Genomic DNA, 23,806 nt, shown 5'->3' with positions numbered 1-23,806 from the left:
GGAATGTTAAGAAAATCACAATTTAAGTTTTCGTATTAATTACCTTCCCTTTTTTACTTCCTTTAAAAATATAGGTGTATAACCACATTATTGTGAATGACGGGATTATGTCCAGGCCAGGAATTAATTCCTCTACAAAAGTAACCAAGCCAGCAGCTTGACCAATTCTTCCTTTGTACATACGAGTCATCAACCAAGCGGACAATGGTGCCCATATAATATCCGAGAACTCCCCTATTCCAGGAATGGCAAATGATAACATTCCAACGGCATCAAATAGCAACCCCATAAAGAGGTTTCTCATTTTTTTATCTTTTAATTTAGACATGTTTTTAATTTAAATGTTCTATTGAAAGAAAACAATAAAGATGCCAAAATTTACTCTTTCAACTAGATTGTGATATTGTTTGCACTACTATGATAAATCGGAACTTATCAATTTTAAAAACTCACTTCTTGTTTCAATTTTTTCAAACTGCCCTCTAAATCCAGATGTTGTTGTAACCGAATTCTGTTTCTGTACTCCACGCATCATCATACACATATGAGAAGCCTCTATAACTACAGCAACTCCCTTTGGTTTTAATGTATTATTAAGGCATTCTAGAACATCATGCGTTAATCTTTCTTGTACCTGTAATCTTCTGGCAAAAACATCAACCACACGAGGTATTTTACTCAACCCAACAATATGTCCATTTGGAATATACGCTACATGCGCTTTTCCAAAAAATGGTAACATATGATGCTCGCAAAGAGAATATAACTCTATATCTTTAATGATAACCATGTCATCATAATCTTCAGCAAACATGGCACCCTTTAATATTTCAACAGGATCTTGGTCATATCCTTGCGTTAAAAATTGCATGGCTTTAGCAGCTCTTTCAGGGGTTTTAACTAATCCTTCACGTGTAATATCTTCCCCTATTTCTCCAATAATGCTAGAATAGCGTTCTTTTACTTCATTGGTAACTTCAATATTATATTCCTCTAGATTTTTATATGACATTAATTATGGTATTTCTTCTTACAAAATGACAGGAACCAAAAATACACATTAAAGTACTTATATCATTAATTTTTGCCATGTCTATACTTATGTTTACTTTCATCCTGAAAATATATTTTAATGATACAGGCCAGTAATATTCAAAAATATTATGGAGAGCTCCAAGTTCTAAAGGGAGTTGATTTGCATATAAAAAAGGGAGAAATAGTATCCATAGTAGGTGCCTCTGGAGCGGGAAAAACTACATTACTGCAAATTATGGGGACCTTGGACGTGCAATCCAACAAACAGGATAGTTCGTTACTTATAAACAATATAGATGTTGTTAATTTATCTGATAAAGTCTTGGCAAAATTTAGGAATGAACATATTGGTTTCATTTTTCAATTTCATCAACTATTGCCAGAATTTACGGCTTTGGAAAATGTTTGCATTCCAGCTTTCATAAAAAAAACCGCTCGCGGTGAAGCAGAGAAAAAGGCAAAAGAGCTTTTGGATTTTTTAGGATTAAAGGATAGGTATGACCATAAACCAAATGCACTTTCTGGAGGAGAACAGCAGAGAGTTGCGGTAGCTAGAGCTTTGATAAACAATCCATCCATTATTTTTGCTGATGAACCTAGTGGAAATCTAGATTCAGAAAGTGCAGATAATCTTCATCAACTATTCTTTAAACTACGAGATGAGTTTGGGCAAACTTTTGTTATAGTTACCCACAATACAGAGTTGGCAAATATGGCTGATAGAAAATTAACCATGGTAGACGGCCTAATAACATCATAATTTGTTAAAAAAACTCTGGACATATATAAAGGATCCCGTATATCAGAATTATGATAATGCAGCTCTTTCATACAAAAAAAAGATGTTGTTTAGCCTATTACTATTGGGGTTGGGGTTTGGAATCCTTATTTCTATTCTAACAGGGGTTCTTACCAACGCACTTAAATTGGATTTAGGAGAGCACGCCTCAGAAAAGCTTTTGGATATGCCTATAGGTGTTATTTTTCTATTGGTTGGGATAGTCGCTCCTGTTATTGAAGAATTAATTTTTAGGGGACCTTTAATATTTTTTAAAGATTCTCCATATTTTAAATATGCTTTTTATGTGTCGATTATAGCATTTGGTTTAATTCATATTTCAAATTTTGAATTCACTACCCAAGTTTTGACTTTAGCTCCTTTATTAGTTGCTCCGCAATTAATACTAGGTGTTTTATTGGGTTACATACGAGTTCGTTTAGGCTTAACTTGGTCTATACTTCTCCACAGCGTTTACAATACAATATTGTTTATACCAATGCTCATTGCTGAATTACTCAATATTCCTATCGAATGACAAGAGCAGAATTGAAGGATTTTTTGGATGCAAAAGTTGTGGAATACAACAATCCAAAATTTTTGGAAAGTGACCCCCTACAGATTCCGCATTTATATACCAAAAAAGAAGACATAGAAATTAGTGGGTTTTTAACAGCCACCATTGCTTGGGGAAATAGAAAAAGCATCATTAACAATGCAAAAAAAATGATGCGGCTTTTGGACAATGCGCCTTATGATTTTATAATGAACCATATGGAAAGTGATTTAGAATCTCTTAATGGATTTGTACATAGAACTTTTAATGCCGAAGATTTAAAGTACTTCATTAAAAGTCTCAAAAATATTTATAGTAAGCACGGAGAGCTAGAGCAAGTGTTCGCTACACATAGTGAAGCAACATCCATGCAAAATGCTATTTCCCAATTTAAAAAAATCTTTTTCGAAATCCCGTACCCTATAAGGACTACCAAACATATCTCTGACCCCATAAAAGGCTCTGCTGCCAAACGCATTAATATGTTTTTACGATGGATGGTTCGTGACAACTCAACCGGTGTTGATTTTGGTATTTGGAACAAAATAACTCCAAGTCAATTATCTTGTCCCTTGGATGTACACTCTGGAAACGTTGCAAGAAAATTGGGTTTGCTTAATCGTAAACAAAATGATGCCAAAGCCCTCACTGAATTGGACACCAATCTTAGAGGACTAGACCCACTTGACCCTGTTAAATATGACTTTGCCCTTTTTGGATTGGGGGTATTTGAAAAATTCTAAATTTTCTCAAATTCTTTATCCGTCAAAGTTTTCATGAAAGAAATAATTGATTCGATTTCTTTCGTGCTCAATTCCAATGAATCTGGCGGCAATGTTTGGTATGGTACATCCAGCCCCATTCCTTGGCCGCCGCCTTTGTTATAAAAGTCCAATACCTCTTCCAAGGTCTCAAGGGCCCCATTGTGCATATAGGGTGCGGTTAACTCAATGTTTCTCACAGTGGATGTTTTAAAAAAATGCCGCCTTTCTTCCACTTCGTATGGATGGTAAAGACCAGGGTCATCATCTAAAATAGGATTTTCAAAATCAGCGTTTTTTGTTACACCAAGGTTTTCAAATTCAGTTTCATTATATTTTGGTGGTACCGTTCCAAAAAAGGCAGGTGGAAAATGACAAGTGGCACAAGCAGCTTTTCCCATAAACAAATTGAATCCAAGGATTTCTTCTTCAGTCAAAGATTCTTCCAATCCTTGCATATTACGGTCAAACTTGGAATCAAAAGGGGTTAAGCTTCTAATGTAGGTAGCAATGGCATTTCTAACATTCAAATTGGTTATTTCACCATCATATAGCTTGTTAAATTTCTCTTTATAAACAGAATCGTTCTTTATTTTTTCCTCAATGGTACTTAGATCCATATGAAACTCGTTCTCATTATTGACCACGGCTACGATTTGACCTTCAAGTCCATCTCCTCTCCCATCATAAAAAAATGTTCTTTGGTAAACAGCATATGATAATGTGGGTGTATTTCTCTGTAAATCTTTCCCATCATTGCCCATTGCCTTTCTACGGCCATCCGTAAATGCCCTTTCACGAATATGACATGTGGTGCAGCTTATTGTTCTTGTACTGGAAAATTCTGTATTATTAAAAAGCGATTTCCCCAGTTCCACTCTATCTTCCGTAATAGATGGAGAACCCTGTAAAGAGAACATTTTCATATTAAAAAAATCTTCGGAAAATATGTTGCTTGCTTCGGGATTAAGTGCCCTAGACTTGCTTAGTTCAATTCCCCAATCCTTTGCCGTATTATTTACAAGTCTTAATTGGTTGTTGGTGTGGTTCTTAATGAAACCGTACCTGTCAAAAGAATCAAAATCTCCCGAATTTAAGTCTGTTATAGAACTTCTAATTTCTTTCATCCAATTATCAAAAATGGTTTTATCATTAAAAGTATTCTCGTATATATTTAATATCTCAATAATAGATTCATAGTTATATATGGCTTCATTAAGAGAGTTGGCCAGCATTGGGGAATCAAAGCCCGTTATACCCTTGGTTGCAATATTTACAATGGCATCCCTAATCATTTTTAAATGATGACGATCTCTTTGGGTATAAAGAATGTGGTTTCTTCTAATGTATGGGATTCTAACCTTTAAATATTCCAAAACCCTATGAAGGTCTTTATTGGGTATTTCATCATCTGAATACAATAACTCCTCCAGCACTTGGTAGCTTTTGGGTTTTATTTTTTTAATATCGGTAAAATCCTCCATTTCTACCTTTAAGAGATTAGGGGCATTCATAGAAAGGTAATTTTCATAATCATAGGCTATCAGCATAGGCTCTGCGCGTTTATACCATTCCCTACTTTTTAGAAAATATTTTTGATTTTCTTCTTTTGTATTGAAGGTATCCAATTTTTGGATATAGTGGGCAGCACTATCCAAAGTTCTACAATAGTATTGCCTTATATCCCCATTGAACATGGATTCATTATTAGGCATAATTATTTTTGATTTTTCATGTTCTTTACAAGAAGTAGTGACTAATGGAAAAAGAATGATGAAGGAAATATATTTTAATGCATTCATATGTGTTGATTGGTAGAATTTTGCGAGAAAAGGCTCCCATTTAAAAATGGGAACCTATTAATAATAAGATTATTTGCAGCTATCTTGGAAGACCAGTGAGTTTGAACAAAAAGGATCCTTCCAAACCAGCAGAGCTCTCATCAATTGCAGTTGGATCAAAGAATTTTAAACCATCTGCCCTAAGAGTAGTTTCTGGCTGACTACTATAGTTCCATCCATGAACTTGTGCCCCACCAAGGAAAGTGGGTTCCGAAGCCCCAATAATATCAGTTACATCAATTAGCCCTGTTATTTCCCACATGCTATCTGTATCACCAAAACCTAGGGCAGCAGCAGCTACTTGATTACATTCCATTACCTCTGTATACGTATTGTTGACAATATCATACTGCCACAATTTGGCATAACCGGTAATCTCTGGGTTTAAATCGGCATAACCATTTGGGTCTTCTTGAACATACACATAGTTTTCTGTCACCAGAATGTTATCAGGAGAGTGCATACCATCACCCATTCCTCCTTCTTTATCACCATCTACCACAACAGATATCTTGGCATCTCCAGTAGGATTATTAGGATTTAACTCCACTTTATATACCCTACCAAAAGAAGTGCCTCTATTGGCCAAATCTGGATTGTCTGAACGAATTCTCCCTGTTGCATTAAAAAAAACTTCCCTATTGTTTTCTGCGGAGCCTTTTCTCCAATCAATATCTTCTATTCTTTGGAATCCTATGGCTACAGAATCAATAGCTTCTTGGTTAAGTTCATCAATTGTTCTTTCAGTAACCTCTACCCATTCTACATCATATTCAGTTCCTTCTACCATTCCCATTTCAAACTTAAGACCTCCACCGCCAATTTCGGTCTCTGTGGTATCTTTACCTCTTAATACGTAAAGTGATCCATTGCTCAAATCTCCAAGGCCGCCAACGTACATTGCAAAATGAGCTTGTGGATATATATTGTCACTATCATCATCTCCCATGAAAACTACCGTCTGGCCTGGAAAAGCATTTTTACCAATTACTACTGCATTTTCAGTTGACCACTCTCCAAGTGCAGGTAATCTATCAACTTCCACTCTATCGTTAGTAGAACGAAAAGGATTTACTTTGTAAACTCCCTTGGCATTACCACCCCATTCACCACCAGATAAATATAATGGTCCAAAACCATGCTCTTCTACAGTAATTGCAGAACCAGAGCATTGTGCAGTAAAAGCAGTTGCAGTCGCATTTACAATGTAATCACCTTCCATAGGTTCTAAATCTGCATTCATTCTAATTCTTGCAATGGAGTAATCGCGCTCTAAATTATTAATAAAGGCATAAGTACCATCTCCATAAGGGTAAAGGGCCGCACCGTCCATATAAGACCCATATACAAAAGTGGTGTCTGTTGGCAAAATGTCTGCAGATGATAGAATCATTTGCAATTCTGCACTACTGGTAAAACCACCTTTTAATTCAAATACTTCGTTAGAAACAACAGAAGTTGTAAGGGGTTCCATTTCTGCGATAGTAAGATCCATTCCATCTTGACCATCTATTCCGTCAATTCCATCTACTCCGTCAATTCCATCCCGACCATCCATTCCGTCTTCAGGATTACAGCTTACAAAATTGGATCCCATAATGGAAAGGCATAGAGCACTTAATAGTAATTTTTTAGAAATCATTTTTCAAATAGTTTTTAGGTTTTTATTAGTATCCCAAAACTATCTGACCAATCTTATGGTTTCATTAACTGAATATATTGATTTGATTAATCAAAAATTAAATAATAGTTAACTTGCTAATTGAATGTTAGATTCATGTAATTTTTAAAATTAAACTAACCCCCAAAGCCAAAGCCGGGTTCAAAATCCAACTTTACTTTTCTATTGCCCTCATTAATTGATTTTACAATAGCTTCCATGATTATCACATCCCTAAGACCCATTTCCCCTGGCGCTATATTGGGCGACCCAGTTAAAACATGTTGTGCAAAATCATCCATTTGTAATTTCTGTTGACTTTCATGTGGAAATTCTATTGTTCCCTTAGATGTTTCTCCTTTTAATGGACCGTAACCTGTTGCTGGATCTAAACCGTACCACCCATCAGAACAATTAGCAAGAAATTTATTACTGGTGATATTATGAGAAGTCATTATGTTTCCAATGGCACCACTTGGAAATTCAAACTGGGCCGTAATGGTTTCATCCGTGTCCTTAAAATAATCTGGTCGAGTACTAAACTCCTGTGCTGTTACAGAAATAGGATTCTCACCAGTACCATAGATTGCTGCTTGTATGGCATATACCCCCATATTCCCTAATGCACCACTCCCTGATAATTTCTTATTTAATCTCCATTGCTCGGGATTACTGGCAGAAAAGTAGCCTGCTTCAGCAGAAATATATCTTACATCGCCAAATGTCTTTTCCTTTGTATATTTTTTAATCTCTTGGGTATAAGGCTCAGAATGCAATCTATACCCCATTCCCAGTTTAACTCCTGCATCATTACACGCATCGATTATGGCATTGCACTCTTCCGCATTTATGGCCATAGGCTTTTCACAGACCACATGCTTACCTGCCTTAGCTGCCCTAATACAAAAATCCGCATGCATGGCATTGGGCAGTACCACATATACAATATCAATATCAGGATTATTGGCTATGTCATCAAAATTTTCATAGTTATATACATTCTCCTTTGGAATATTATATTTATCCATCCATATTTTTTCCTTTTCAGGGGTGCCTGTAACAATGCCCGCTAAATAACAATGCTGTGCATCTTGTAAAGCTGGTGCCAATTGATAGGTGCTGTAGGAACCCAATCCCACAAGGGCATAGCCCAATTTTTTCTTTTGACTTGATGCTCCCATAGCACATGCAAGCGGTACACTGCTTAATACTGCAGCAGCCCCTACTCCTTTGGTTATTTTAGAATTGAATGTTCTTCTGTTAATTTTTTCCATGATAAATATTTTACGGTTGGTTTTATTAATCTACTTAACTAAAGCACATAAAGTTAACGAACTAAGGGTTTTATTATAATGATTTTTTGTTAAGAATTCCTTAATATGAATATTGTAAATGTAAATAAGAAGCCAATACACAAAACTCTCAATTGAAATACTTATTTTTAAGTTCAATAACAAGCTAATTCATTATGGTAAGTAAACTACTTTTGCCCTCATTTTTCATTTTTGGTTTCATAGCAATTGGTTTTACACAGGGCAGAACCATTCCTGTAGACACTACTATTACAACACAGCACAGTGTTACAGTAAATGGAGCTTCTTTTACATATACGGCAACTACTGGCACCCAGCCCGTTTGGGATGAACTTGGGGAACCCATAGCTGCATTACATTATACTTACTATACTAGGAACAATATAAAAGATAGGGCTTCTAGACCCCTTTTAATTTCTTTTAATGGGGGACCTGGTTCTGGTAGTGTTTGGATGCACTTGGCTTATACTGGACCACGAGTTCTAAAGATCGATGATGAAGGTTACCCTGTGCAACCCTATGGTGTAAAAGAGAATCCCTATTCAGTTTTGGACATGACGGACATAGTTTATGTAAACCCGGCAAATACCGGATACTCTCGTACTATACCTGAAAGTGGTAAGGAAGTAGATCGTAAGAAGTTCTTTGGAATAAATGCGGATATTAAATACTTGGCAGAATGGCTAAATACTTTTGTTACCAGAAACAATCGCTGGCGGTCACCAAAATATATAATTGGGGAAAGTTATGGTGGTCCACGGGTAATGGGACTCTCCTTTGCTTTACAGAATAACCAGTGGATGTATCTTAACGGTGTTATTTTGGTTTCTCCTGCTGATTATAAAATTATAAGAAATACAGGCCCAGTTGCAGAGGCTATTAATCTACCCTATTATACTGCTGCTGCCTGGCACCATAAAGTTTTGCCACCAGCATTACAACAAAAAGATCTATTAGAAATTCTTCCAGAATCTGAAGAGTATACTGTCAATACTTTGATTCCAGCTTTAGCTAAAGGTGGCTTTATTGGGGAAACTGAAAAAAATTCTGTAGCAGAAAAAATGGCATACTATTCTGGGCTATCAAAAAAAGAAATTATTGATCAAAACCTAAATGTTCCAACTCAATATTTTTGGAAAAATTTACTCAAAGAAAAAGGAGGATATAATATAGGTAGATTGGATTCTAGGTATCTAGGAATTGATAAGCAATTAGTAGGGATGCAACCTGATTATAGTGCGGAATTAACCTCTTGGCTTCATAGCTTTACTCCGGCCATTAACTATTATCTTCAAGAAGAGCTAAACTTTAAAACGGATGTAAAATACAATATGTTTGGCCCAGTGCATCCTTGGGATAATTCTGATGAGAATACACGAGAAAACCTTAGACAAGCTATGGCGCAGAATCCCTACCTAAATGTCTTGGTTCAATCTGGTTATTATGACGGAGCTACTACCTATTTCAATGCTAAATATCTTATGTGGCAAGTAGATCCAAGTGGTAGAATGAAAGATCGTTTCAGTTTTAAAGGCTACCGAAGTGGTCATATGATGTACTTACGCCGAGAAGATTTAAAAAGTGCTAATGATGATATAAGGGATTTTATTAAAAGGACTTTAACGAACGGAAAACCAGCAAAATATTAAAACGATTGTCATGAATAGAAAAATAGTAATTATTCCAGTACTTTTATTAATGTTTAGTCTTTCTTCACAAACAATTCCTTCAAAAGAATGGCAAATAAAAACGGCTACAATGGCAGCTCCGGAGGAATATAAGGAAGGTGCTAAAGTTTATGGGTATGATGAAAATGGAAACTTTGTGACTTTAAGAAAAGGCAGTAATGCGTATGTATGTTTGGCTGATGACCCAAGCAATGATAGTTTTTCTACTGCGGCTTATCATAAAGATTTGGATGAATTTATGGCTCGTGGGAGAGAATTAAAAGCACAAGGTTTAGAATTTCAACAGATTTTTGATCTTAGAGAAAAAGAGGTGAAAGCTGGAACATTAAAAATGCCGGACAAAGCTACTTTATGCGTGTTTTCTGGAACAGTTAATCCAGAGACTCGAGAAATTGAAGACCCTTATGTTCGTTATGTTTTTTATGTGCCATTCGCTACAGGGGAATCAACCGGATTGCCTACTAAACCTACACCGCCAGGGCATGCGTGGCTAATGAACCCTGGAACTCATAGAGCCCATATTATGATTACCCCTCCTAAAGAATAAGTTGAAAGAATGTAACAAACTGTTCCTTTTTAGTACCCATATATAAAGAAAGAGATTATGGGCTTTATGTCACATGGAATGCAAACTACGCTTCAGAATAGAGCTTTGCTTAAGAAAAGAAAAAGCTTTAAGGAAATTCGCAAGACATACAATAATATTTCTCGTGCCAGTGGAATGAATTTTAAAGAACTAACTGAATTTGAAAAAAAGAAAATTAAAAATAAAATTATTAAGCAAATCAAAATTGAAAGGCAAAAAGAGCTAATGATTTCATGTATTGCAGTTGGGGCAACTTCTTTTTTCATTTTACTAATCTATTGGTGGGTTACCTCATAAATCACTATCTTGGAAAGGATTTAAACCAACCAAATGTCTAGCCAGGAGAATACCGTTCCCAAGTCTTTTTTGCAAACCTTATCCATGCTACACTTAGGCCTTTTTACGGGTTTGTTGGCCTTTGCTGGTTTTGCATACTATACAGGAGATACACTAAAAACTGAATTATATCCCAGCGGAGACTATTTTTTATATCTAGTACCCATTATTGCTATTGTTGGTTATTTTCTAAGTACATATGTATTTAAGAATATGGTGGACAAAATATCACAAAAACTGCCATTACAAAGTAAGTTAGCTCGCTATCAAAGTGCATCACTCATAAAATATGCAATTATAGAAGTACCATCCTTTTTGGCACTTTTTGCATTTTTACAAAGCTCACATGCATTGTACTTAACTATTGCCATAGTATTGATAATTTACTTTTTTGTGCAACGTCCATCTGAAAACAGAATTAAAAACGATTTACAATTAAAATAATACTTCTATGAAAAAAATATATTGGTCACTATTGACCTTAATTTTTCTGTCTTCTGGTCTTTTTGCTCAAAATGCAGGACCAGTAACCCCGAACGCCTCAGACGAAGCAAAGGCGCTTCTAGAACTTTTATATAGTATTAGCGGTAAACATATGCTTGCTGGGCAGCACAATTTTCCTATTTCAAGAGCAAAAAATTCAGAGTTTGCAGCTGAATATATTGGAAAAACCCCACCCGTATGGAGTCAAGATTTTGGTTTTTCTGAAGAAGGTGACAAAGACTCATACCTTTCCAGACCTGCTATTGTAGATGAGGCCATAAAACAGCATAAAAAAGGGTCCATTATTACTTTATGCTGGCACGGTGTTCCACCAACAGCTGACGAGCCCATAACTTTTACCCCTAGACCAGGCTCTAATCCTGAAGCTTTAGCAAGTGTTCAGGGTAAATTAACAGATGAGCAATACAAAGATATTATGACCCCAGGAACTGCCTTGTATAAAAAATGGGCAAATCAGGTAGATGAAATTGCCAAATACCTAAAACAATTGCAAGATGCAAAAGTTCCAGTACTATGGAGACCATATCATGAAATGAACGGAAATTGGTTCTGGTGGGGAGGATTACACAAGGGAAAATACACAACAGAACGCCTATATCGTCAAATTTTTGATAGATTGGTAAAGCATCACAAACTAAATAATTTGGTATGGGTGTGGAGTGTGGACCGCACAAGCGGATTACCAGAAAGAGCATATAAAAAATATTTCCCTGGAGAAAAATACTTTGATGTTGTTGGTTTAGATGTATATGGAAGTGATTATAAACAAACGTATTATAATCAATTGAAGGAGTTGGCCAATGGAAAACCTATGGCTCTTGCTGAAGTAGGAGTGCCCCCAACCATAGAAGTTTTAAAAGAGCAGCCAAATTGGACGTTCTATGTCATTTGGTCTGGTATGACAAAATTAACACCAAAAGAACATTATAATGATTTTCTTGATGATAAGCATGTTGTTTTCATGGAAGATGAGAAATACAATGAAATTATAACTCCATTTAGAAAGTCTTCCAACTTACCACCTTTGGAATTAAAACAAGCAGCGGATTTTTCTGGGATGTGGAAGCTTGTAGAAAATGAAAGTGAAATAGAAGGGAATCCGGCTCATAAACTAAATATTATTCAAGCCGATGAAATGTTGGCCATTGAGTCGTACTCAGAAGTTGAATGGTCAGATGATGAAATTACACGTATTATATTAAAAACTGATGGCACGGAGATGAAATCAATCGTCTTTAATTCTCCGAGAATACAAACCGCATCATGGTCAAAAGACAAGGATATGCTATCCGTTAAATCTGAAACTACTTTTAATTTCAATGGGAATGAACGAAAATTTAAAAACAATCAGGATTGGAGTTTAACAAGCATTGGAAAAAAATTAATTATAAAAGAAGAAGCTGATGGATTTAGGGGAAAAACAAAATCTAAATTGGTATATAAAAGAGAATAGCCATGTTAATTTATTTAAGGGGTTTTGTATTAGCATTACTGGCATTAGCCATTTATGGGTGTTCACGAACTACCTCTTCAAAATTTGATCCTGCCAAATATGTATCAGAACTTCAATTAAATTCTACCCTACTAGTCGCCACGGAAATAGCATATAATTTGGACGTTCCATGGGATTTGGAAATGGGTCCAAATGGGTGGATTTGGTTCACACAACAAAAAGGCACCATTAGTAGAGTTAATAAAGAAACAGGAGAATTACAGCTCCTTACTACTATTGATGACGTTTTTTACAGGAAGTCATCTGGATTGTTCAGTATGGTATTGCATCCAGATTTTGAAAACAATCATTATATCTATGTTCATTACGTATATGCAGAAAAAGATTCAAATTTGTTGGATCATATTTATTCTAGAATAACTCGGTTTACATTTATGAATGATAAGTTAGTTGAACCAACTACTATATTAGATGCAATTCCAGGAAATACCTTCCATAATGGTTCTAGAATGCTTATTTCATCAGATAATAAAATATTCATTGGCTTAGGTGATGCTGGTGGCGGAACAGATTTTACACAAAACCCTGAAGTATTTAATGGAAAAATTCTCCGCTTAAATATAGATGGCACTATTCCTATAGATAATCCTTATCCCAATAGCCCTGTTTGGAGTCTGGGTCATAGAAATGTCCAAGGCATTGCATTTGGAAATAATAAATTATATGCCTCTGAACATGGTCCAAATAATGATGATGAAATTAATATAATCATTAAAAAAACAAATTATGGTTGGCCAAATGTTCATGGCTATTGCGATTTAGAAACAGAAAAACAATACTGCAATGACCATGCAATCAAGGAACCCATACAGACATGGACACCCACGGTAGCAACTTCAGGGCTTTCATACTATAATTATGAGGCTATTCCAGAATGGAAAAATAGCTTGATTCAAGCTACCTTAAAGGGGCAATCTTTAAGGGTTTTAAATCTAGATAGTACGGGAGAAAATGTAACGGATGAACATATATTGTTACAGAAAAAGCTGGGAAGAATACGAGATGTAACTGTTGGGCGTGACGGTGCAATTTATATTGCTACCAGTAATTTAGATTGGCATCCAGGACATCAACCATGGATGTATGATTCTCTTCCTAAAGAAAAAGGAGACCGCATTATTAAATTGGAGCCTTTAACTCCCAAAATAAAAAAACAGCTGGCAAGTATAAAAAGCCGCGTTATATTAAAAGAAGATAAGGAGCCATATGCGTTACCTACGGAAAATTGGGCATTCAATGCAACAGATGATGAACTTTTACAAGGGCAAAAATTATATATGCAGCATTGCGCTGCATGCCATAGGCCAGACGGAAAAGGGAATATTGGTCAAATTCCTCCTTTGGTGAACAGTGAGTGGGTTACAGATAATAATCCAAGGTTAATAGATATTTTACTACAGGGAATGAATTTACCTATAACAGTAAATGGTGTACAATACCATGATGAAATGCCATCATATCAAAATTTGGAGGATGATGAAATAAGGGATATCTTGAACTTCATTAAAATTGAGTTTGGTGAAACTTCCGGTAATATTATTTCAGCAGACATTTTACACCAACGTAAGGGACTTAATAAATAAAGTATGAAAATTTTAAAATTTATCACATTGGTTATGTTTTTAGGGTTATTTGGTAAACAAAGTACTGTAGCTCAAGATATTGCAAAAGATTGGGCCAACATGGGCAGGTTTAAGGAGGCAAATAGCAGTCTAGAAGCACCTAAAGAGGGTGAAAACAGAATTGTTTTTATGGGTAATTCTATCACCATAGGTTGGGGACATCATCATCCAGAATTTTTTGAAGGCAAGCCCTATGTAAATCGTGGTATCAGTGGTCAAACCACACCACAAATGTTATTAAGGTTTAAGCAAGATGTTGTAAACCTTAACCCTAAAGTGGTAGTTATTTGTGCCGGAACTAATGACATTGCGGAAAATACGGGCTATGCTAGCACACAAATGATTATGGACAACCTAACTTCTATGGCAGAAATTGCACAAGCCAATGGGATAAAAGTTATTCTTGCTTCTGTGCACCCCGCTTTTGATTATAGATGGCGACCTGGTTTAAATCCCAATATTAGAATTCCAGAATTAAATGATGAAATTAAAAAGTATGCAAAAACAAAAGGATTTGTATACTTAGATTATTTCTCTGCCATGACAGACGGTAATAATGGTATGAGAGAAGAGTTGACTTCTGATGGAGTACACCCAAACAAGGATGGTTACTTGATTATGGAGCCATTGGTGGAAGAAGCTATAAAAAAGGCGTTGGAAGAATAAAATCATGGAGAAACATTTTGATTTAAGCGATGCTGAATTTGAAAGACAATTTTCTAATTGTAGTTTAACCCCTTCCCTATTTACACATACGGCCCACTTAAGGTTGGCCTGGGTTTATATTCAAAAGTATGGTGTGGAACAAGCAAGTAATAAAATTTGCAATCAAATTCTAAAGTTTGATAATATTCATGGAAAAGGAGGCAAGTTTAATAAAACAGTAACAATTGCTTCTGTTAAAGCAGTAGCACATTTTATTGAAAAATCAAAGTCAAGCTCTTTCATTGAACTGCTAAAAGAATTTCCCAGGCTTAAAAATAACTTCAAAGACTTGTTGGGTTGTCATTATGGGTTTGACATTTTTTCGTCTTATAAAGCAAAAACCGAATATTTAGAGCCAGATTTATTACCTTTTAGTTAAGCTCAAAATTGCTTATCTCGCCTTATGAAGAATCCTCTGATAAGCATTCTTATTCCCTTTAAAAATACTTCTTCATTCTTGAATGAATGTCTGGATTCAATACGTACCCAAACATATTCTAATTGGGAAGTTCTAGCTGTAAATGACCATTCTACGGACAATAGCAAATCAATTCTAAAAAAATATGTTGAAAAGGATTCCAGATTCAAAGTGTATGATAATAGTGGAAATGGTATCATAGAAGCTCTCAGAACTGCCTATTCTCAAAGTACTGGTGGTTTTATTACTAGGATGGATTCCGATGACATTATGACTCCAAACAAATTGGAAGTAATGTTGAATAACTTATTGGATTATGGTAAGGGACATTTGGCAGTTGGGAAAGTAAAGTATTTTTCTAGTCAAGGAATTAGTAATGGTTATGAGCGGTATGAAGTTTGGCTGAATATGCTCACAGAGCAAGGCTCAAATTATACAGAAATCTATAAGGAATGTGTTATCCCCTCTCCTTGTTGGATGGTTTATAGAGAAGACTTAGATAAGTGCAAAGCTTTTAAGCCCAACAGATATCCTGAGGATTATGACCTAACGTTCCGTTTTTATGAAGAAAAACTAATATGCATTCCCTGCAACGAACTTCTGCATTATTGGCGAGACTATGATTCTCGAACATCACGTACCAGTGAACACTATGCTCAGAACTACTTTTTAAACATTAAGTTGCATTATTTTTTAAAATTAGAATATAAAGACAGAAAGATTTTAGCAGTTTGGGGTGCTGGATTTAAGGGTAAATCCATCGCAAAAAGTTTAGTAGAAAAGGGTATTGATTTTCAATGGATATGTGACAATCCAAAAAAGATTGGGAAAGACATTTATGGGATTAGGCTTAAACATTTTTCTGCCCTAGACAAATTAGAGAACTCACAGAGCATTATTACCGTCGCCAATGTGGAAGCCCAAATATCAATCAAAAATTATTTTGATGAAATTAATATGACACCTGGCAAGGATTATTTTTTCTTTTGCTAAACCCAAAATAATAGTTGAAAAATAAAGCTCATAGGTTGATTAAGGTATATTGATCATAATCATTTTAACCATTTAAACTATTATACATTAAACTTTTTAAAGTATATTTGCCAAATCAAAATAGGGAATGCAGTTTAAACATCCAGAACTCCTTTGGGCCTTATTCTTACTACTTATCCCCTTATTCATTCATCTTTTTCAACTTCGTAGATTTAAGAAGACTCCTTTTACCAATGTAAAATTGTTACAGAGAGTTGTTGTGGAATCTCGTAAAAGTAATACCCTAAAAAAATGGTTGTTACTCTTTACCAGACTACTGCTTTTGGCATCACTTATTTTAGCCTTTGCTCAACCATTTTTTGCAAAAGAAACAGCACTTGTTAAAAAAGAAGTTGTTATTTATTTAGACAACTCTTATAGTATGCAGGGCAAAAACAATAATGTAAGCTTGTTGGAAAATGGGATACAAGAATTAATAAAAGCCATTCCCCAAGAAAGTACATTTTCACTATTTACCAATAACATAACATATAGGGAGGTTGAGCTAATGGATGTTCAGAACGATTTATTATCCATAAATCATTCTCAAAAACAACTTAAGTTAAATGAAATACAGTTAAAGGCCAGTACCCTATTTTCCAATAGTGTTGAATCCATAAAAAATCTGATTATAATTTCAGACTTTCAACAAAGAATGCTTTCTAACAATATTGATTCTAGCCAAACATATATACAGAAACATCTAGTGCAGTTATTACCAGAAAAACAGGAAAACATTGTAATAGATACTGCATATGTAAGTGATGTTTTGTCTAATACTCTTGAACTAACAACTGAACTCTCTTCTTTGACCAGTTCTGATAATATTGCTGTCTCTTTATTTAATGATGAATCTTTAATAGCCAAAACTTCTGCAGATTTTGACAGCAATAGAAGAGCTTCTTTGGTTTTTACGCTACCAAAAAATGAAATAATCAACGGTAAAATTGAAGTGTTGGATGCTGGTCTATCATATGACAACGCCTTGTATTTTAATATAAATGAGAAGGAGAAAATAGAAGTATTGGCAATTTCGGAAGTTGATTCTGGTTTTTTGAGTAGAATTTTTACTGATGATGAATTTCAGTACAAATCATATTCTCTTCAAAACCTGAACTACAGTGTATTGGAATCACAAAATTTGATTATTCTGAATGAACTAAGCACAGTTCCCAATTCACTTCAAAATGCGCTTATATCTTTTAAAAGAAATGGAGGGTCGTTGGTAATTATCCCATCAAATAATATTGGCACTCAATCATACAATGAATTATTATCAAATATTAATTCTTCTACTTTTTCAAAGCAAATCATGGGTGGTATAGACATCACGCAAATAAATTTTTCTCATCCCTTATTCACCAATGTCTTTGAAAAGAAAGTGACAAACTTTCAATACCCAACTGTTTCACAATACTATGAAATACAATCAACAATGCCCCCTGTTCTTTCATTTGAAAATGGAAACCCTTTTTTAATTGGAGAAAATGGATTGTATATATTTACTAGTCCCCTGTCAAAAGAAAGCAGCAATTTTATAGCATCACCAATAATAGTCCCTACATTATATAATATGGGGGCAAGAAGTCTTAAGTTACCAAAGCTGTACAACCTTATGGGTGAAGTTTCTGGCATAGATATCTCAACAAATCTTGGAAAAGATAATATTCTAAAACTAGTTCAAGGAGATTATGAATTTATTCCTCAACAACAGTCCTTTCCAAATAAGGTAACATTGACATTCGATGATAATCTCGAAAGAAATGGTATTTATACCGTACAGAATGGCAATGAAGCACTTAAAAATATAAGCTTTAATAACCCAAGAAAAGAAAGTGAGCTTGCATATTTAGATTTAAATATACTTGATGCAACAACAAAGCAGAGCACCATTTCTACTCTTTTTGAAGAGTTGGAAAATGACAACAGAGTTACAGACCTTTGGAAATGGTTTGTTATTTTAGCATTGCTTTTTATTTTGATTGAAATTCTTATTCAAAAAGTTTTTAAATGAACATACTTCTAAAGTCCGCCACAATTGTAGATGCCTCCAATAAGAATTTGCATCTTAAAAAGCGTGATATTCTAATTAAGAATGGTATCATAGATAGGATTGCTGCTAAAATTGAAGCAGGTGGAAATACCAGAATTATAAATCATAAAAACCTACATATTTCGCAAGGTTGGTTAGACACCAGTGTTTCCTTTGGTGAGCCTGGGTATGAAGAGAGAGAGACCATTGTCCATGGACTTACTGTTGCTGCTAAAAGTGGTTTTACAGATATTGTTCTTAATCCTAACTGTAATCCACTGCCAGATAGTAGCTCAGACATTGTATTTCTAAAAAATACAGCTCAGGGCAGTGCCACAAATTTGTATCCATTAGGTATGCTGACCACCAAAGGTGAAGGAAAAGACTTGGCGGAATTGTATGACATGAAAAATGCTGGAGCAGTAGGTTTCTCTGACTTTAAAAGCGCCACTGAAAATTCTAATCTAATAAAAATAGCTCTACTTTATGCACAAAATTTTGATGGATTAGTTTATTCTTTTCCTTTAGATAAAGGAATTGCAGGGAAAGGAATTGTCAATGAGGGTAAAGTATCTACCAAACAGGGGTTAAAAGGGATTCCTGCGCTGGCAGAGGAACTTCAAATTGCTAGGGACTTATTTATTCTAGAATACACAGGTGGTAAATTGCATATTCCAACCATTTCCACAGCAAAATCGGTGAAGCTAATTTCGGAAGCAAAAAAGAAGGGATTAAATGTTAGCTGTAGCGTGGCAATCCATAACCTTTGGTTTACAGATGATGTCTTGGAGGAGTTTGATTCCAATTTTAAAACAATACCCCCTATCAGGACAAAAACTGATGCAAAAGAATTGATTAAAGGAGTAAAAGATGGAACCATAGATTTTGTAACAAGTGACCACTTGCCCTTAAATATTGAGTTGAAAAATGTTGAATTTGACAATGCCGAAAATGGAACAATAGGATTAGAAAATATATTTGGAGCTTTAAATCAATTAGTTGGAATAGAAAAGACCATTGGATTGCTTACTAAAAACAAAGAGCTTTACAACATCACAACTTCAAAAATAGCGGAAGGAGAACTAGCCAATATAACGATGTTTGACCCTGAAATAGAATATGTATTTTCCAAAGAAAACATTCTGTCTACATCAAAAAACAGCATGTTTTTAGGCGAAAAATTAAAAGGAAAAAGTTATGGTGTAATCTCCAATAATCAAATTATAAATTAAATATCTATTTTAATATTAATTTAAATAATATAACTATGGACCAAAGCACTATCAATGAAGGAAAAACAGAAGCAATTATTAGTTACATTTTTGTAATTGGGTTAATTATTGCCTATTTAATGAATATGAGCAAAAAAAATACATTTGCTGATTTCCATATTGGCCAGTCATTTAGGTTTGGGTACTTAGTATTGCCCTAAGTCTTGTGTTACGATTTTTAGATGTTGGTTTTCTAAGTATTTTAGGATGGGCACCAATGGTATTGGCAATTCTCGGCTTGGTAAATGCCATTAATGGAAAAGCTGAACCACTACCAATAATTGGGAATATTGGAAAATAGTCTATTTTAGATTTAATAAATAAATTAATGACTGACCAAAAACCGGGAAAAACCACAGCCATAGTTGCCTACATGACCATTGTTGGTGCTTTAATTGCTATCAGTATGAATTCTGAACCTAAACACTTGTTTGCCAGGTTTCATATTCGGCAGGCCTTTGGACTACATTTGATTTTTCTTGGATGCTCGCTCTTTTTAAGTCAATGGTTCAACACCTATGCCTGGTATGGTTTATATGTCTTTTATATTGTGCTTTGGATATATGGCTTTGTTGGCGCATTGAATAATAAAGAACTGGAAGTACCTATTTTGGGGAAATATTTTCAAAAATGGTTCACTTTTATCTCCTAATACTTAATGACAACAGCCCCATTATCTTTGGAACACATAATTAGATCTTCATCTCTTAAAGAGGTTAAACCGCCTGTGTTATTCATGTTACATGGTTATGGCAGTAACGAAGAAGATTTATACTCATTTGCATCCGAATTACCGGAAGAGCTTTGTATTATCTCCGTTCGTGCTCCATACAGTCTTCAGCCATATGGATATGCATGGTATGCAATTAATTTTGATGCTGAAAAAGGAAAGTGGAGTGATGAAGAGCAAGCCGTGGAATCTAGAGATAAAATTGTCTCATTTATTGATGAAGCATGTTCTACATATCATTTGGATACAAATAATGTTACTTTACTTGGCTTCAGTCAAGGAACAATATTGAGCTATTCCATTGGGTTGTCCTATCCACAAAAAATTAAAAATATTATTGCACTGAGTGGTTATATAAATGAAAATATTCTTGTGGAGAATTATCAAGCCAATGACTATTCAAAATTAAACATATATGCCTCCCATGGAACGGTTGATCAAGTAATTCCAATAGAATGGGCTCAAAAAGCTCCAGGAATACTCAAAAAACTAAATGTAAACCATGCATATGAAGAATTCCCCATTGGTCATGGAGTATCTCCGCAGAATTTTTATTCTTTAAAAGATTGGTTAGATGAGAAAATCTAATTGCTCCTAGTATATAGTAAGTGGTCTATTACAGTGAAATCAACACCCAAATCATCTTTTAATTCATAGTGCAAAAGAAGTTCTCCCCAATATTTTCCATCAGAAAAATCTGCAATAATCCATTTGTGGTTCATCAATTTAATTTTATTGATTTTAAAATCACTTTCCATCCCTGCGTATGGAATTAATGGATTATCCCCTTTCTTTTCATTGGTTTCCAATAGTTTATCAGAAATATACAGTGAAGGATCTTTAAGGTTTAAATGTTCATAATAGGCTAATGCATCATCATTATTTTCTAAGGAAAAATATTGTAGGTCTAATGCTTTTAGCTGCGCAGCTTGTAATGAATCTTGCAGCGCTTCTGTATTATTTTCTAAATCTACAATAGTCGCGTTTTTTTCTTTTAACATGTTATTGGCACTAACGAATTGATAGAGAGCAATCAAAGCGGCAAAAACAAATAGATACAAAAATATTTTACTTTTCATTAAACTTATAGGTTTACTATTAAATTATCATACGCCAAATGTACATTATCTGGCAATTTTTTTTCTACATCATCATGAAATCCTAACATATGGCTAATATGAGTAAGATAAGCAGTCTTAGGCCGTACTTTTTTCACAAATTCTAATGCTTCATCTAAATTGAAATGAGAATGATGTGGCTCCTCTCTCAATGCATTTACACAAAGCATGTCTACACCACTCAACTTTTCGATTTCAACTTTAGAAATAGTTTTTACATCAGTTAAATAGGCAAAATCCTGAATTCTATAACCAAAAATCTGTAATCTATTATGGTAGACTTCAATTGGAGTAACTTCAAGATTTCCAAGTTTAAATTGCCGATTATTTTCAACTAGATTTACCTGTACAGCAGGTGCGCCAGGATATCTGTTTTCATCAGCAAAAATATAGTCGAACCGTTGCTGTAATGAATCTACCACTCTTTTTTGAGCATAAATTGGAATATCACCTTGTCTAAAAAAAAATGGCCTTATATCATCTATACCAGCCGTATGATCGGCATGCTCATGCGTGAAAAGGATTCCATCTAGCTTATCAACTTTATGGGTAAGCATTTGTTGTCTAAAATCTGGTCCGCAATCAATTACATAATTGTAGTCTTCCCAAGATACCATAACAGAAACACGCAATCTTTTATCTTTTTGATTTTCGCTTAGACAAACTGGGTGTTTACTCCCAATTACTGGAATTCCTTGGGATGTTCCTGTACCCAAAAAAGTAATTTTCAAACCGATGCTCATTTAATCCAAATTTATAACTAATAAATTTAAAAGATTGTTCAATCTTGTTAACTTTGAAAGCAAAAATAAAACGAGATGGCTTCAGTTTTAAAAAAAGACGTTGGATTTGAGAATGTTCCTTCACTTAAAGCAAAAACGCTTAGAATAAATTTAAACCCTAATATTTACGGGACCTTTGCAGAAATTGGTGCTGGACAAGAAACCGCACGACATTTTTTTAGGTCCGGTGGAGCATCTGGGACCATTGCAAAAGCAATGAGTGCTTATGATAAGGATTTTAGTGATGCCATTTATGGTATAGAGGCAGATGGGAGATATGTTTCACAAGCACGTTTAAAAACAATGCTTTCTCATGAAATGCGTTTAATGGAAGAGCGAATTAATAGGGAAAATCAACCTGATAGACTTTTCTTTTCCTATGCTAACACTGTTGCAACCATTGATTTTTCCAAACGATACAAAGGACATGGTTGGGTTGGTATCCGTTTTCAATTGGATCAAAACCAAAAGGAATATGATGAAATTATACTACATGTTCGTTTTAAACAAAATGAGGCAAGGCTACAACAAGAAACTTTGGGAATTATGGGGGTAAACCTCATTTATGGAGCTTTTTATAAATATAACAAGCCAAGGAAGTTATTAAAATACTTATACGACCATATTGATACTGATACTGTTGAAATTGACATGATAAATTTCTCAGGGCCAAACTTTGAAGATGTAGATAATAGATTAATGAGTCTACAACTTATCAAAAATGATATGACTGATGCAGTTATGTTTGGGCCTGATGGAAATAATTTATTGCCAGCATCAGTATTGTACAAAAAGAACATTCTTGCACTCCGCGGTAGCTTTAGGCCTGTGACCAAAGTAAATATGGATATGCTGGAAAAATCTTATGACATATTTATTAGGGAACAAACGGTCTTGGAAAAAAACACTATCGTAGTCTTTGAAATCACTCTGGCCAACTTAAAAGCTTCTGGTAAAATTGACGAGCAAGATTTTATGGACAGGGCCAAATTGCTCTGCTCTTTGGGTCATACGGTAATGATTTCCAAATTTCAAGAATATTATAAGCTGGTTGAATATTTTAACAACTATACAAAAAATAGAATTGGGCTTACCATGGGGGTAAATAACTTAGTTGATATTTTTGACGAGGAATATTACAGCCACTTAAGTGGTGGTATTTTAGAGGCCTTTGGTAAGTTGTTCTTTAAAGATTTACGAGTTTACCTCTACCCCATGAAAAATGTTGAGACTGGACAAATTATGACAAGTAACAATGTCCAAGTTCATCCAAGAATGAAAGAATTGTATAAGTTCTTTAAATACAATAGTAAGGTTATGGATATCATTGACTATGATCCAGATATAATGCATATTTTCTCTAGAGAAGTTCTTAAAAAAATCACTAATGGAGAAACTGGTTGGGAAGAAATGCTACCAGAAGGAATTGCTGAAACCATTAAAAAAGAAGGGTTGTTTCAAAAAAAGGAAGCGGTTCAGGAAAAATGAGTATAGCTCCATTTATAAAAATTAAAAAAGCCCATTT

26 protein-coding genes are annotated in these 23,806 nt (G+C 34.7%); 19 read left to right on the top strand and 7 right to left on the bottom strand.

Annotated features, from left to right (window positions below):
* Window positions 1-22: 22 nt before the first annotated feature.
* Together AC000W_RS04365 and folE are read right to left on the bottom strand one after the other, a co-directional pair.
* Complete coding sequence (locus AC000W_RS04365) at window positions 23-328, bottom strand: hypothetical protein (RefSeq protein WP_474746380.1); 306 nt, start codon at window positions 326-328, stop codon at window positions 23-25.
* Between the two features lie 87 nt (window positions 329-415).
* Window positions 416-1,012, bottom strand: a complete 597-nt coding sequence (gene folE / locus AC000W_RS04360) for a GTP cyclohydrolase I FolE (protein WP_474746378.1) — start codon at window positions 1,010-1,012, stop codon at window positions 416-418.
* A gap of 120 nt (window positions 1,013-1,132) precedes the next feature.
* On the opposite strand from folE, the gene AC000W_RS04355 reads away from it, so the two are divergent.
* From AC000W_RS04355 to AC000W_RS04345, 3 genes are read left to right on the top strand one after another with little or no spacing between them, the layout of a single operon-like run.
* A complete protein-coding gene (locus AC000W_RS04355; RefSeq protein WP_474746376.1) occupies window positions 1,133-1,795 on the top strand; it encodes an ABC transporter ATP-binding protein in 663 nt (220 codons plus the stop codon).
* A 1-nt stretch (window position 1,796) separates the two neighbouring features.
* Complete coding sequence (locus AC000W_RS04350) at window positions 1,797-2,351, top strand: CPBP family intramembrane glutamic endopeptidase (RefSeq protein WP_474746374.1); 555 nt, start codon at window positions 1,797-1,799, stop codon at window positions 2,349-2,351.
* The gene (locus tag AC000W_RS04345; protein WP_474746372.1) at window positions 2,348-3,112 is read left to right on the top strand and encodes a TIGR02757 family protein; all 765 of its coding nucleotides are present in this window, start codon (window positions 2,348-2,350) and stop codon (window positions 3,110-3,112) included. Before AC000W_RS04350 ends, AC000W_RS04345 begins: the two co-directional genes overlap by 4 nt.
* On the opposite strand, the gene AC000W_RS04340 is transcribed toward AC000W_RS04345, so the two are convergent.
* From AC000W_RS04340 to AC000W_RS04330, 3 genes are all read right to left on the bottom strand, one after another.
* Window positions 3,109-4,932: a cytochrome-c peroxidase gene (locus tag AC000W_RS04340; protein ID WP_474746370.1), complete on the bottom strand. Its 1,824-nt coding sequence runs from the start codon at window positions 4,930-4,932 to the stop codon at window positions 3,109-3,111. The two genes, AC000W_RS04345 and AC000W_RS04340, sit on opposite strands and share 4 nt — an antisense overlap.
* Window positions 4,933-5,011: 79 nt before the next feature.
* Complete coding sequence (locus AC000W_RS04335; protein ID WP_474746367.1) at window positions 5,012-6,613, bottom strand: PhoX family protein; 1,602 nt, start codon at window positions 6,611-6,613, stop codon at window positions 5,012-5,014.
* A gap of 155 nt (window positions 6,614-6,768) precedes the next feature.
* On the bottom strand, window positions 6,769-7,905 hold the full coding sequence (locus tag AC000W_RS04330) for a Gfo/Idh/MocA family protein (RefSeq protein ID WP_474746364.1): 1,137 nt from the start codon (window positions 7,903-7,905) through the stop codon (window positions 6,769-6,771).
* A gap of 194 nt (window positions 7,906-8,099) precedes the next feature.
* On the opposite strand from AC000W_RS04330, the gene AC000W_RS04325 reads away from it, so the two are divergent.
* From AC000W_RS04325 to AC000W_RS04255, 15 genes are all read left to right on the top strand, one after another.
* Window positions 8,100-9,593, top strand: coding sequence for a S10 family peptidase (locus AC000W_RS04325; protein ID WP_474746362.1), 1,494 nt, complete (start codon window positions 8,100-8,102; stop codon window positions 9,591-9,593).
* A 10-nt stretch (window positions 9,594-9,603) separates the two neighbouring features.
* Complete coding sequence (locus AC000W_RS04320) at window positions 9,604-10,179, top strand: hypothetical protein (protein WP_474746360.1); 576 nt, start codon at window positions 9,604-9,606, stop codon at window positions 10,177-10,179.
* A gap of 57 nt (window positions 10,180-10,236) precedes the next feature.
* Window positions 10,237-10,515 carry a hypothetical protein gene (locus AC000W_RS04315; RefSeq protein ID WP_474746358.1) on the top strand — a complete coding sequence of 93 codons (279 nt, stop codon included), beginning with the start codon at window positions 10,237-10,239 and terminating at the stop codon, window positions 10,513-10,515.
* An 84-nt stretch (window positions 10,516-10,599) separates the two neighbouring features.
* A complete protein-coding gene (locus AC000W_RS04310; protein ID WP_474746356.1) occupies window positions 10,600-10,998 on the top strand; it encodes a hypothetical protein in 399 nt (132 codons plus the stop codon).
* A gap of 7 nt (window positions 10,999-11,005) precedes the next feature.
* Window positions 11,006-12,511, top strand: a complete 1,506-nt coding sequence (locus AC000W_RS04305) for a glycoside hydrolase family 26 protein (protein WP_474746354.1) — start codon at window positions 11,006-11,008, stop codon at window positions 12,509-12,511.
* A 2-nt stretch (window positions 12,512-12,513) separates the two neighbouring features.
* The gene (locus AC000W_RS04300; RefSeq protein ID WP_474746352.1) at window positions 12,514-14,154 is read left to right on the top strand and encodes a PQQ-dependent sugar dehydrogenase; all 1,641 of its coding nucleotides are present in this window, start codon (window positions 12,514-12,516) and stop codon (window positions 14,152-14,154) included.
* Window positions 14,155-14,157: 3 nt separating this feature from the next.
* Window positions 14,158-14,859: an SGNH/GDSL hydrolase family protein gene (locus AC000W_RS04295; protein WP_474746350.1), complete on the top strand. Its 702-nt coding sequence runs from the start codon at window positions 14,158-14,160 to the stop codon at window positions 14,857-14,859.
* 4 nt (window positions 14,860-14,863) lie between these two features.
* On the top strand, window positions 14,864-15,277 hold the full coding sequence (locus AC000W_RS04290) for a hypothetical protein (RefSeq protein WP_474746348.1): 414 nt from the start codon (window positions 14,864-14,866) through the stop codon (window positions 15,275-15,277).
* Between the two features lie 24 nt (window positions 15,278-15,301).
* Window positions 15,302-16,309: a glycosyltransferase family 2 protein gene (locus AC000W_RS04285; protein ID WP_474746346.1), complete on the top strand. Its 1,008-nt coding sequence runs from the start codon at window positions 15,302-15,304 to the stop codon at window positions 16,307-16,309.
* A gap of 127 nt (window positions 16,310-16,436) precedes the next feature.
* Window positions 16,437-18,362, top strand: a complete 1,926-nt coding sequence (locus AC000W_RS04280) for a BatA domain-containing protein (protein WP_474746344.1) — start codon at window positions 16,437-16,439, stop codon at window positions 18,360-18,362.
* A complete protein-coding gene (locus tag AC000W_RS04275; protein ID WP_474746342.1) occupies window positions 18,359-19,612 on the top strand; it encodes a dihydroorotase in 1,254 nt (417 codons plus the stop codon). The genes AC000W_RS04280 and AC000W_RS04275 overlap by 4 nt, the downstream gene beginning before the upstream one ends.
* A gap of 35 nt (window positions 19,613-19,647) precedes the next feature.
* Window positions 19,648-19,812, top strand: a complete 165-nt coding sequence (locus AC000W_RS04270) for a hypothetical protein (RefSeq protein ID WP_474746340.1) — start codon at window positions 19,648-19,650, stop codon at window positions 19,810-19,812.
* A gap of 5 nt (window positions 19,813-19,817) precedes the next feature.
* A complete protein-coding gene (locus AC000W_RS04265) occupies window positions 19,818-19,952 on the top strand; it encodes a hypothetical protein (protein WP_474746338.1) in 135 nt (44 codons plus the stop codon).
* Window positions 19,953-19,979: 27 nt separating this feature from the next.
* Window positions 19,980-20,303 carry a hypothetical protein gene (locus AC000W_RS04260; RefSeq protein ID WP_474746336.1) on the top strand — a complete coding sequence of 108 codons (324 nt, stop codon included), beginning with the start codon at window positions 19,980-19,982 and terminating at the stop codon, window positions 20,301-20,303.
* A 6-nt stretch (window positions 20,304-20,309) separates the two neighbouring features.
* The gene (locus tag AC000W_RS04255; protein ID WP_474746334.1) at window positions 20,310-20,969 is read left to right on the top strand and encodes an alpha/beta hydrolase; all 660 of its coding nucleotides are present in this window, start codon (window positions 20,310-20,312) and stop codon (window positions 20,967-20,969) included.
* Here the strand turns inward: AC000W_RS04255 and AC000W_RS04250 are convergent.
* Window positions 20,966-21,460: a hydrolase gene (locus AC000W_RS04250; protein WP_474746332.1), complete on the bottom strand. Its 495-nt coding sequence runs from the start codon at window positions 21,458-21,460 to the stop codon at window positions 20,966-20,968. The genes AC000W_RS04255 and AC000W_RS04250 overlap by 4 nt on opposite strands.
* Before the next feature lie 5 nt (window positions 21,461-21,465).
* Entirely contained in the window at window positions 21,466-22,230 is a 765-nt protein-coding gene (locus tag AC000W_RS04245) for an MBL fold metallo-hydrolase (protein ID WP_474746583.1), read from the bottom strand.
* Between the two features lie 87 nt (window positions 22,231-22,317).
* Here AC000W_RS04245 and AC000W_RS04240 point away from each other — a divergent pair, with 87 nt between their 5' ends.
* Window positions 22,318-23,769, top strand: coding sequence for a TonB-dependent receptor (locus AC000W_RS04240; protein ID WP_474746330.1), 1,452 nt, complete (start codon window positions 22,318-22,320; stop codon window positions 23,767-23,769).
* The last annotated feature ends 37 nt before the right edge of the window (window positions 23,770-23,806 follow it).

It is taken from the genome of Saonia sp. (assembly GCF_056326165.1).
This window is presented reverse-complemented; position numbering and strand designations above follow the sequence as displayed.

What these genes read in the sequence shown, in the direction of transcription:
- AC000W_RS04365 (WP_474746380.1), bottom strand. Translation starts at nt 328, where the DNA reads ATGTCTAAATTAAAAGATAAAAAAATGAGAAACCTCTTTATGGGGTTG.
- folE (WP_474746378.1), bottom strand. Translation starts at nt 1,012, where the DNA reads ATGTCATATAAAAATCTAGAGGAATATAATATTGAAGTTACCAATGAA.
- AC000W_RS04355 (WP_474746376.1), top strand. Translation starts at nt 1,133, where the DNA reads ATGATACAGGCCAGTAATATTCAAAAATATTATGGAGAGCTCCAAGTT.
- AC000W_RS04345 (WP_474746372.1), top strand. Translation starts at nt 2,348, where the DNA reads ATGACAAGAGCAGAATTGAAGGATTTTTTGGATGCAAAAGTTGTGGAA.
- AC000W_RS04340 (WP_474746370.1), bottom strand. Translation starts at nt 4,932, where the DNA reads ATGAATGCATTAAAATATATTTCCTTCATCATTCTTTTTCCATTAGTC.
- AC000W_RS04335 (WP_474746367.1), bottom strand. Translation starts at nt 6,613, where the DNA reads ATGATTTCTAAAAAATTACTATTAAGTGCTCTATGCCTTTCCATTATG.
- AC000W_RS04330 (WP_474746364.1), bottom strand. Translation starts at nt 7,905, where the DNA reads ATGGAAAAAATTAACAGAAGAACATTCAATTCTAAAATAACCAAAGGA.
- AC000W_RS04325 (WP_474746362.1), top strand. Translation starts at nt 8,100, where the DNA reads ATGGTAAGTAAACTACTTTTGCCCTCATTTTTCATTTTTGGTTTCATA.
- AC000W_RS04320 (WP_474746360.1), top strand. Translation starts at nt 9,604, where the DNA reads ATGAATAGAAAAATAGTAATTATTCCAGTACTTTTATTAATGTTTAGT.
- AC000W_RS04315 (WP_474746358.1), top strand. Translation starts at nt 10,237, where the DNA reads ATGGGCTTTATGTCACATGGAATGCAAACTACGCTTCAGAATAGAGCT.
- AC000W_RS04310 (WP_474746356.1), top strand. Translation starts at nt 10,600, where the DNA reads ATGCTACACTTAGGCCTTTTTACGGGTTTGTTGGCCTTTGCTGGTTTT.
- AC000W_RS04305 (WP_474746354.1), top strand. Translation starts at nt 11,006, where the DNA reads ATGAAAAAAATATATTGGTCACTATTGACCTTAATTTTTCTGTCTTCT.
- AC000W_RS04300 (WP_474746352.1), top strand. Translation starts at nt 12,514, where the DNA reads ATGTTAATTTATTTAAGGGGTTTTGTATTAGCATTACTGGCATTAGCC.
- AC000W_RS04295 (WP_474746350.1), top strand. Translation starts at nt 14,158, where the DNA reads ATGAAAATTTTAAAATTTATCACATTGGTTATGTTTTTAGGGTTATTT.
- AC000W_RS04290 (WP_474746348.1), top strand. Translation starts at nt 14,864, where the DNA reads ATGGAGAAACATTTTGATTTAAGCGATGCTGAATTTGAAAGACAATTT.
- AC000W_RS04285 (WP_474746346.1), top strand. Translation starts at nt 15,302, where the DNA reads ATGAAGAATCCTCTGATAAGCATTCTTATTCCCTTTAAAAATACTTCT.
- AC000W_RS04280 (WP_474746344.1), top strand. Translation starts at nt 16,437, where the DNA reads ATGCAGTTTAAACATCCAGAACTCCTTTGGGCCTTATTCTTACTACTT.
- AC000W_RS04275 (WP_474746342.1), top strand. Translation starts at nt 18,359, where the DNA reads ATGAACATACTTCTAAAGTCCGCCACAATTGTAGATGCCTCCAATAAG.
- AC000W_RS04270 (WP_474746340.1), top strand. Translation starts at nt 19,648, where the DNA reads ATGGACCAAAGCACTATCAATGAAGGAAAAACAGAAGCAATTATTAGT.
- AC000W_RS04260 (WP_474746336.1), top strand. Translation starts at nt 19,980, where the DNA reads ATGACTGACCAAAAACCGGGAAAAACCACAGCCATAGTTGCCTACATG.
- AC000W_RS04255 (WP_474746334.1), top strand. Translation starts at nt 20,310, where the DNA reads ATGACAACAGCCCCATTATCTTTGGAACACATAATTAGATCTTCATCT.
- AC000W_RS04250 (WP_474746332.1), bottom strand. Translation starts at nt 21,460, where the DNA reads ATGAAAAGTAAAATATTTTTGTATCTATTTGTTTTTGCCGCTTTGATT.
- AC000W_RS04240 (WP_474746330.1), top strand. Translation starts at nt 22,318, where the DNA reads ATGGCTTCAGTTTTAAAAAAAGACGTTGGATTTGAGAATGTTCCTTCA.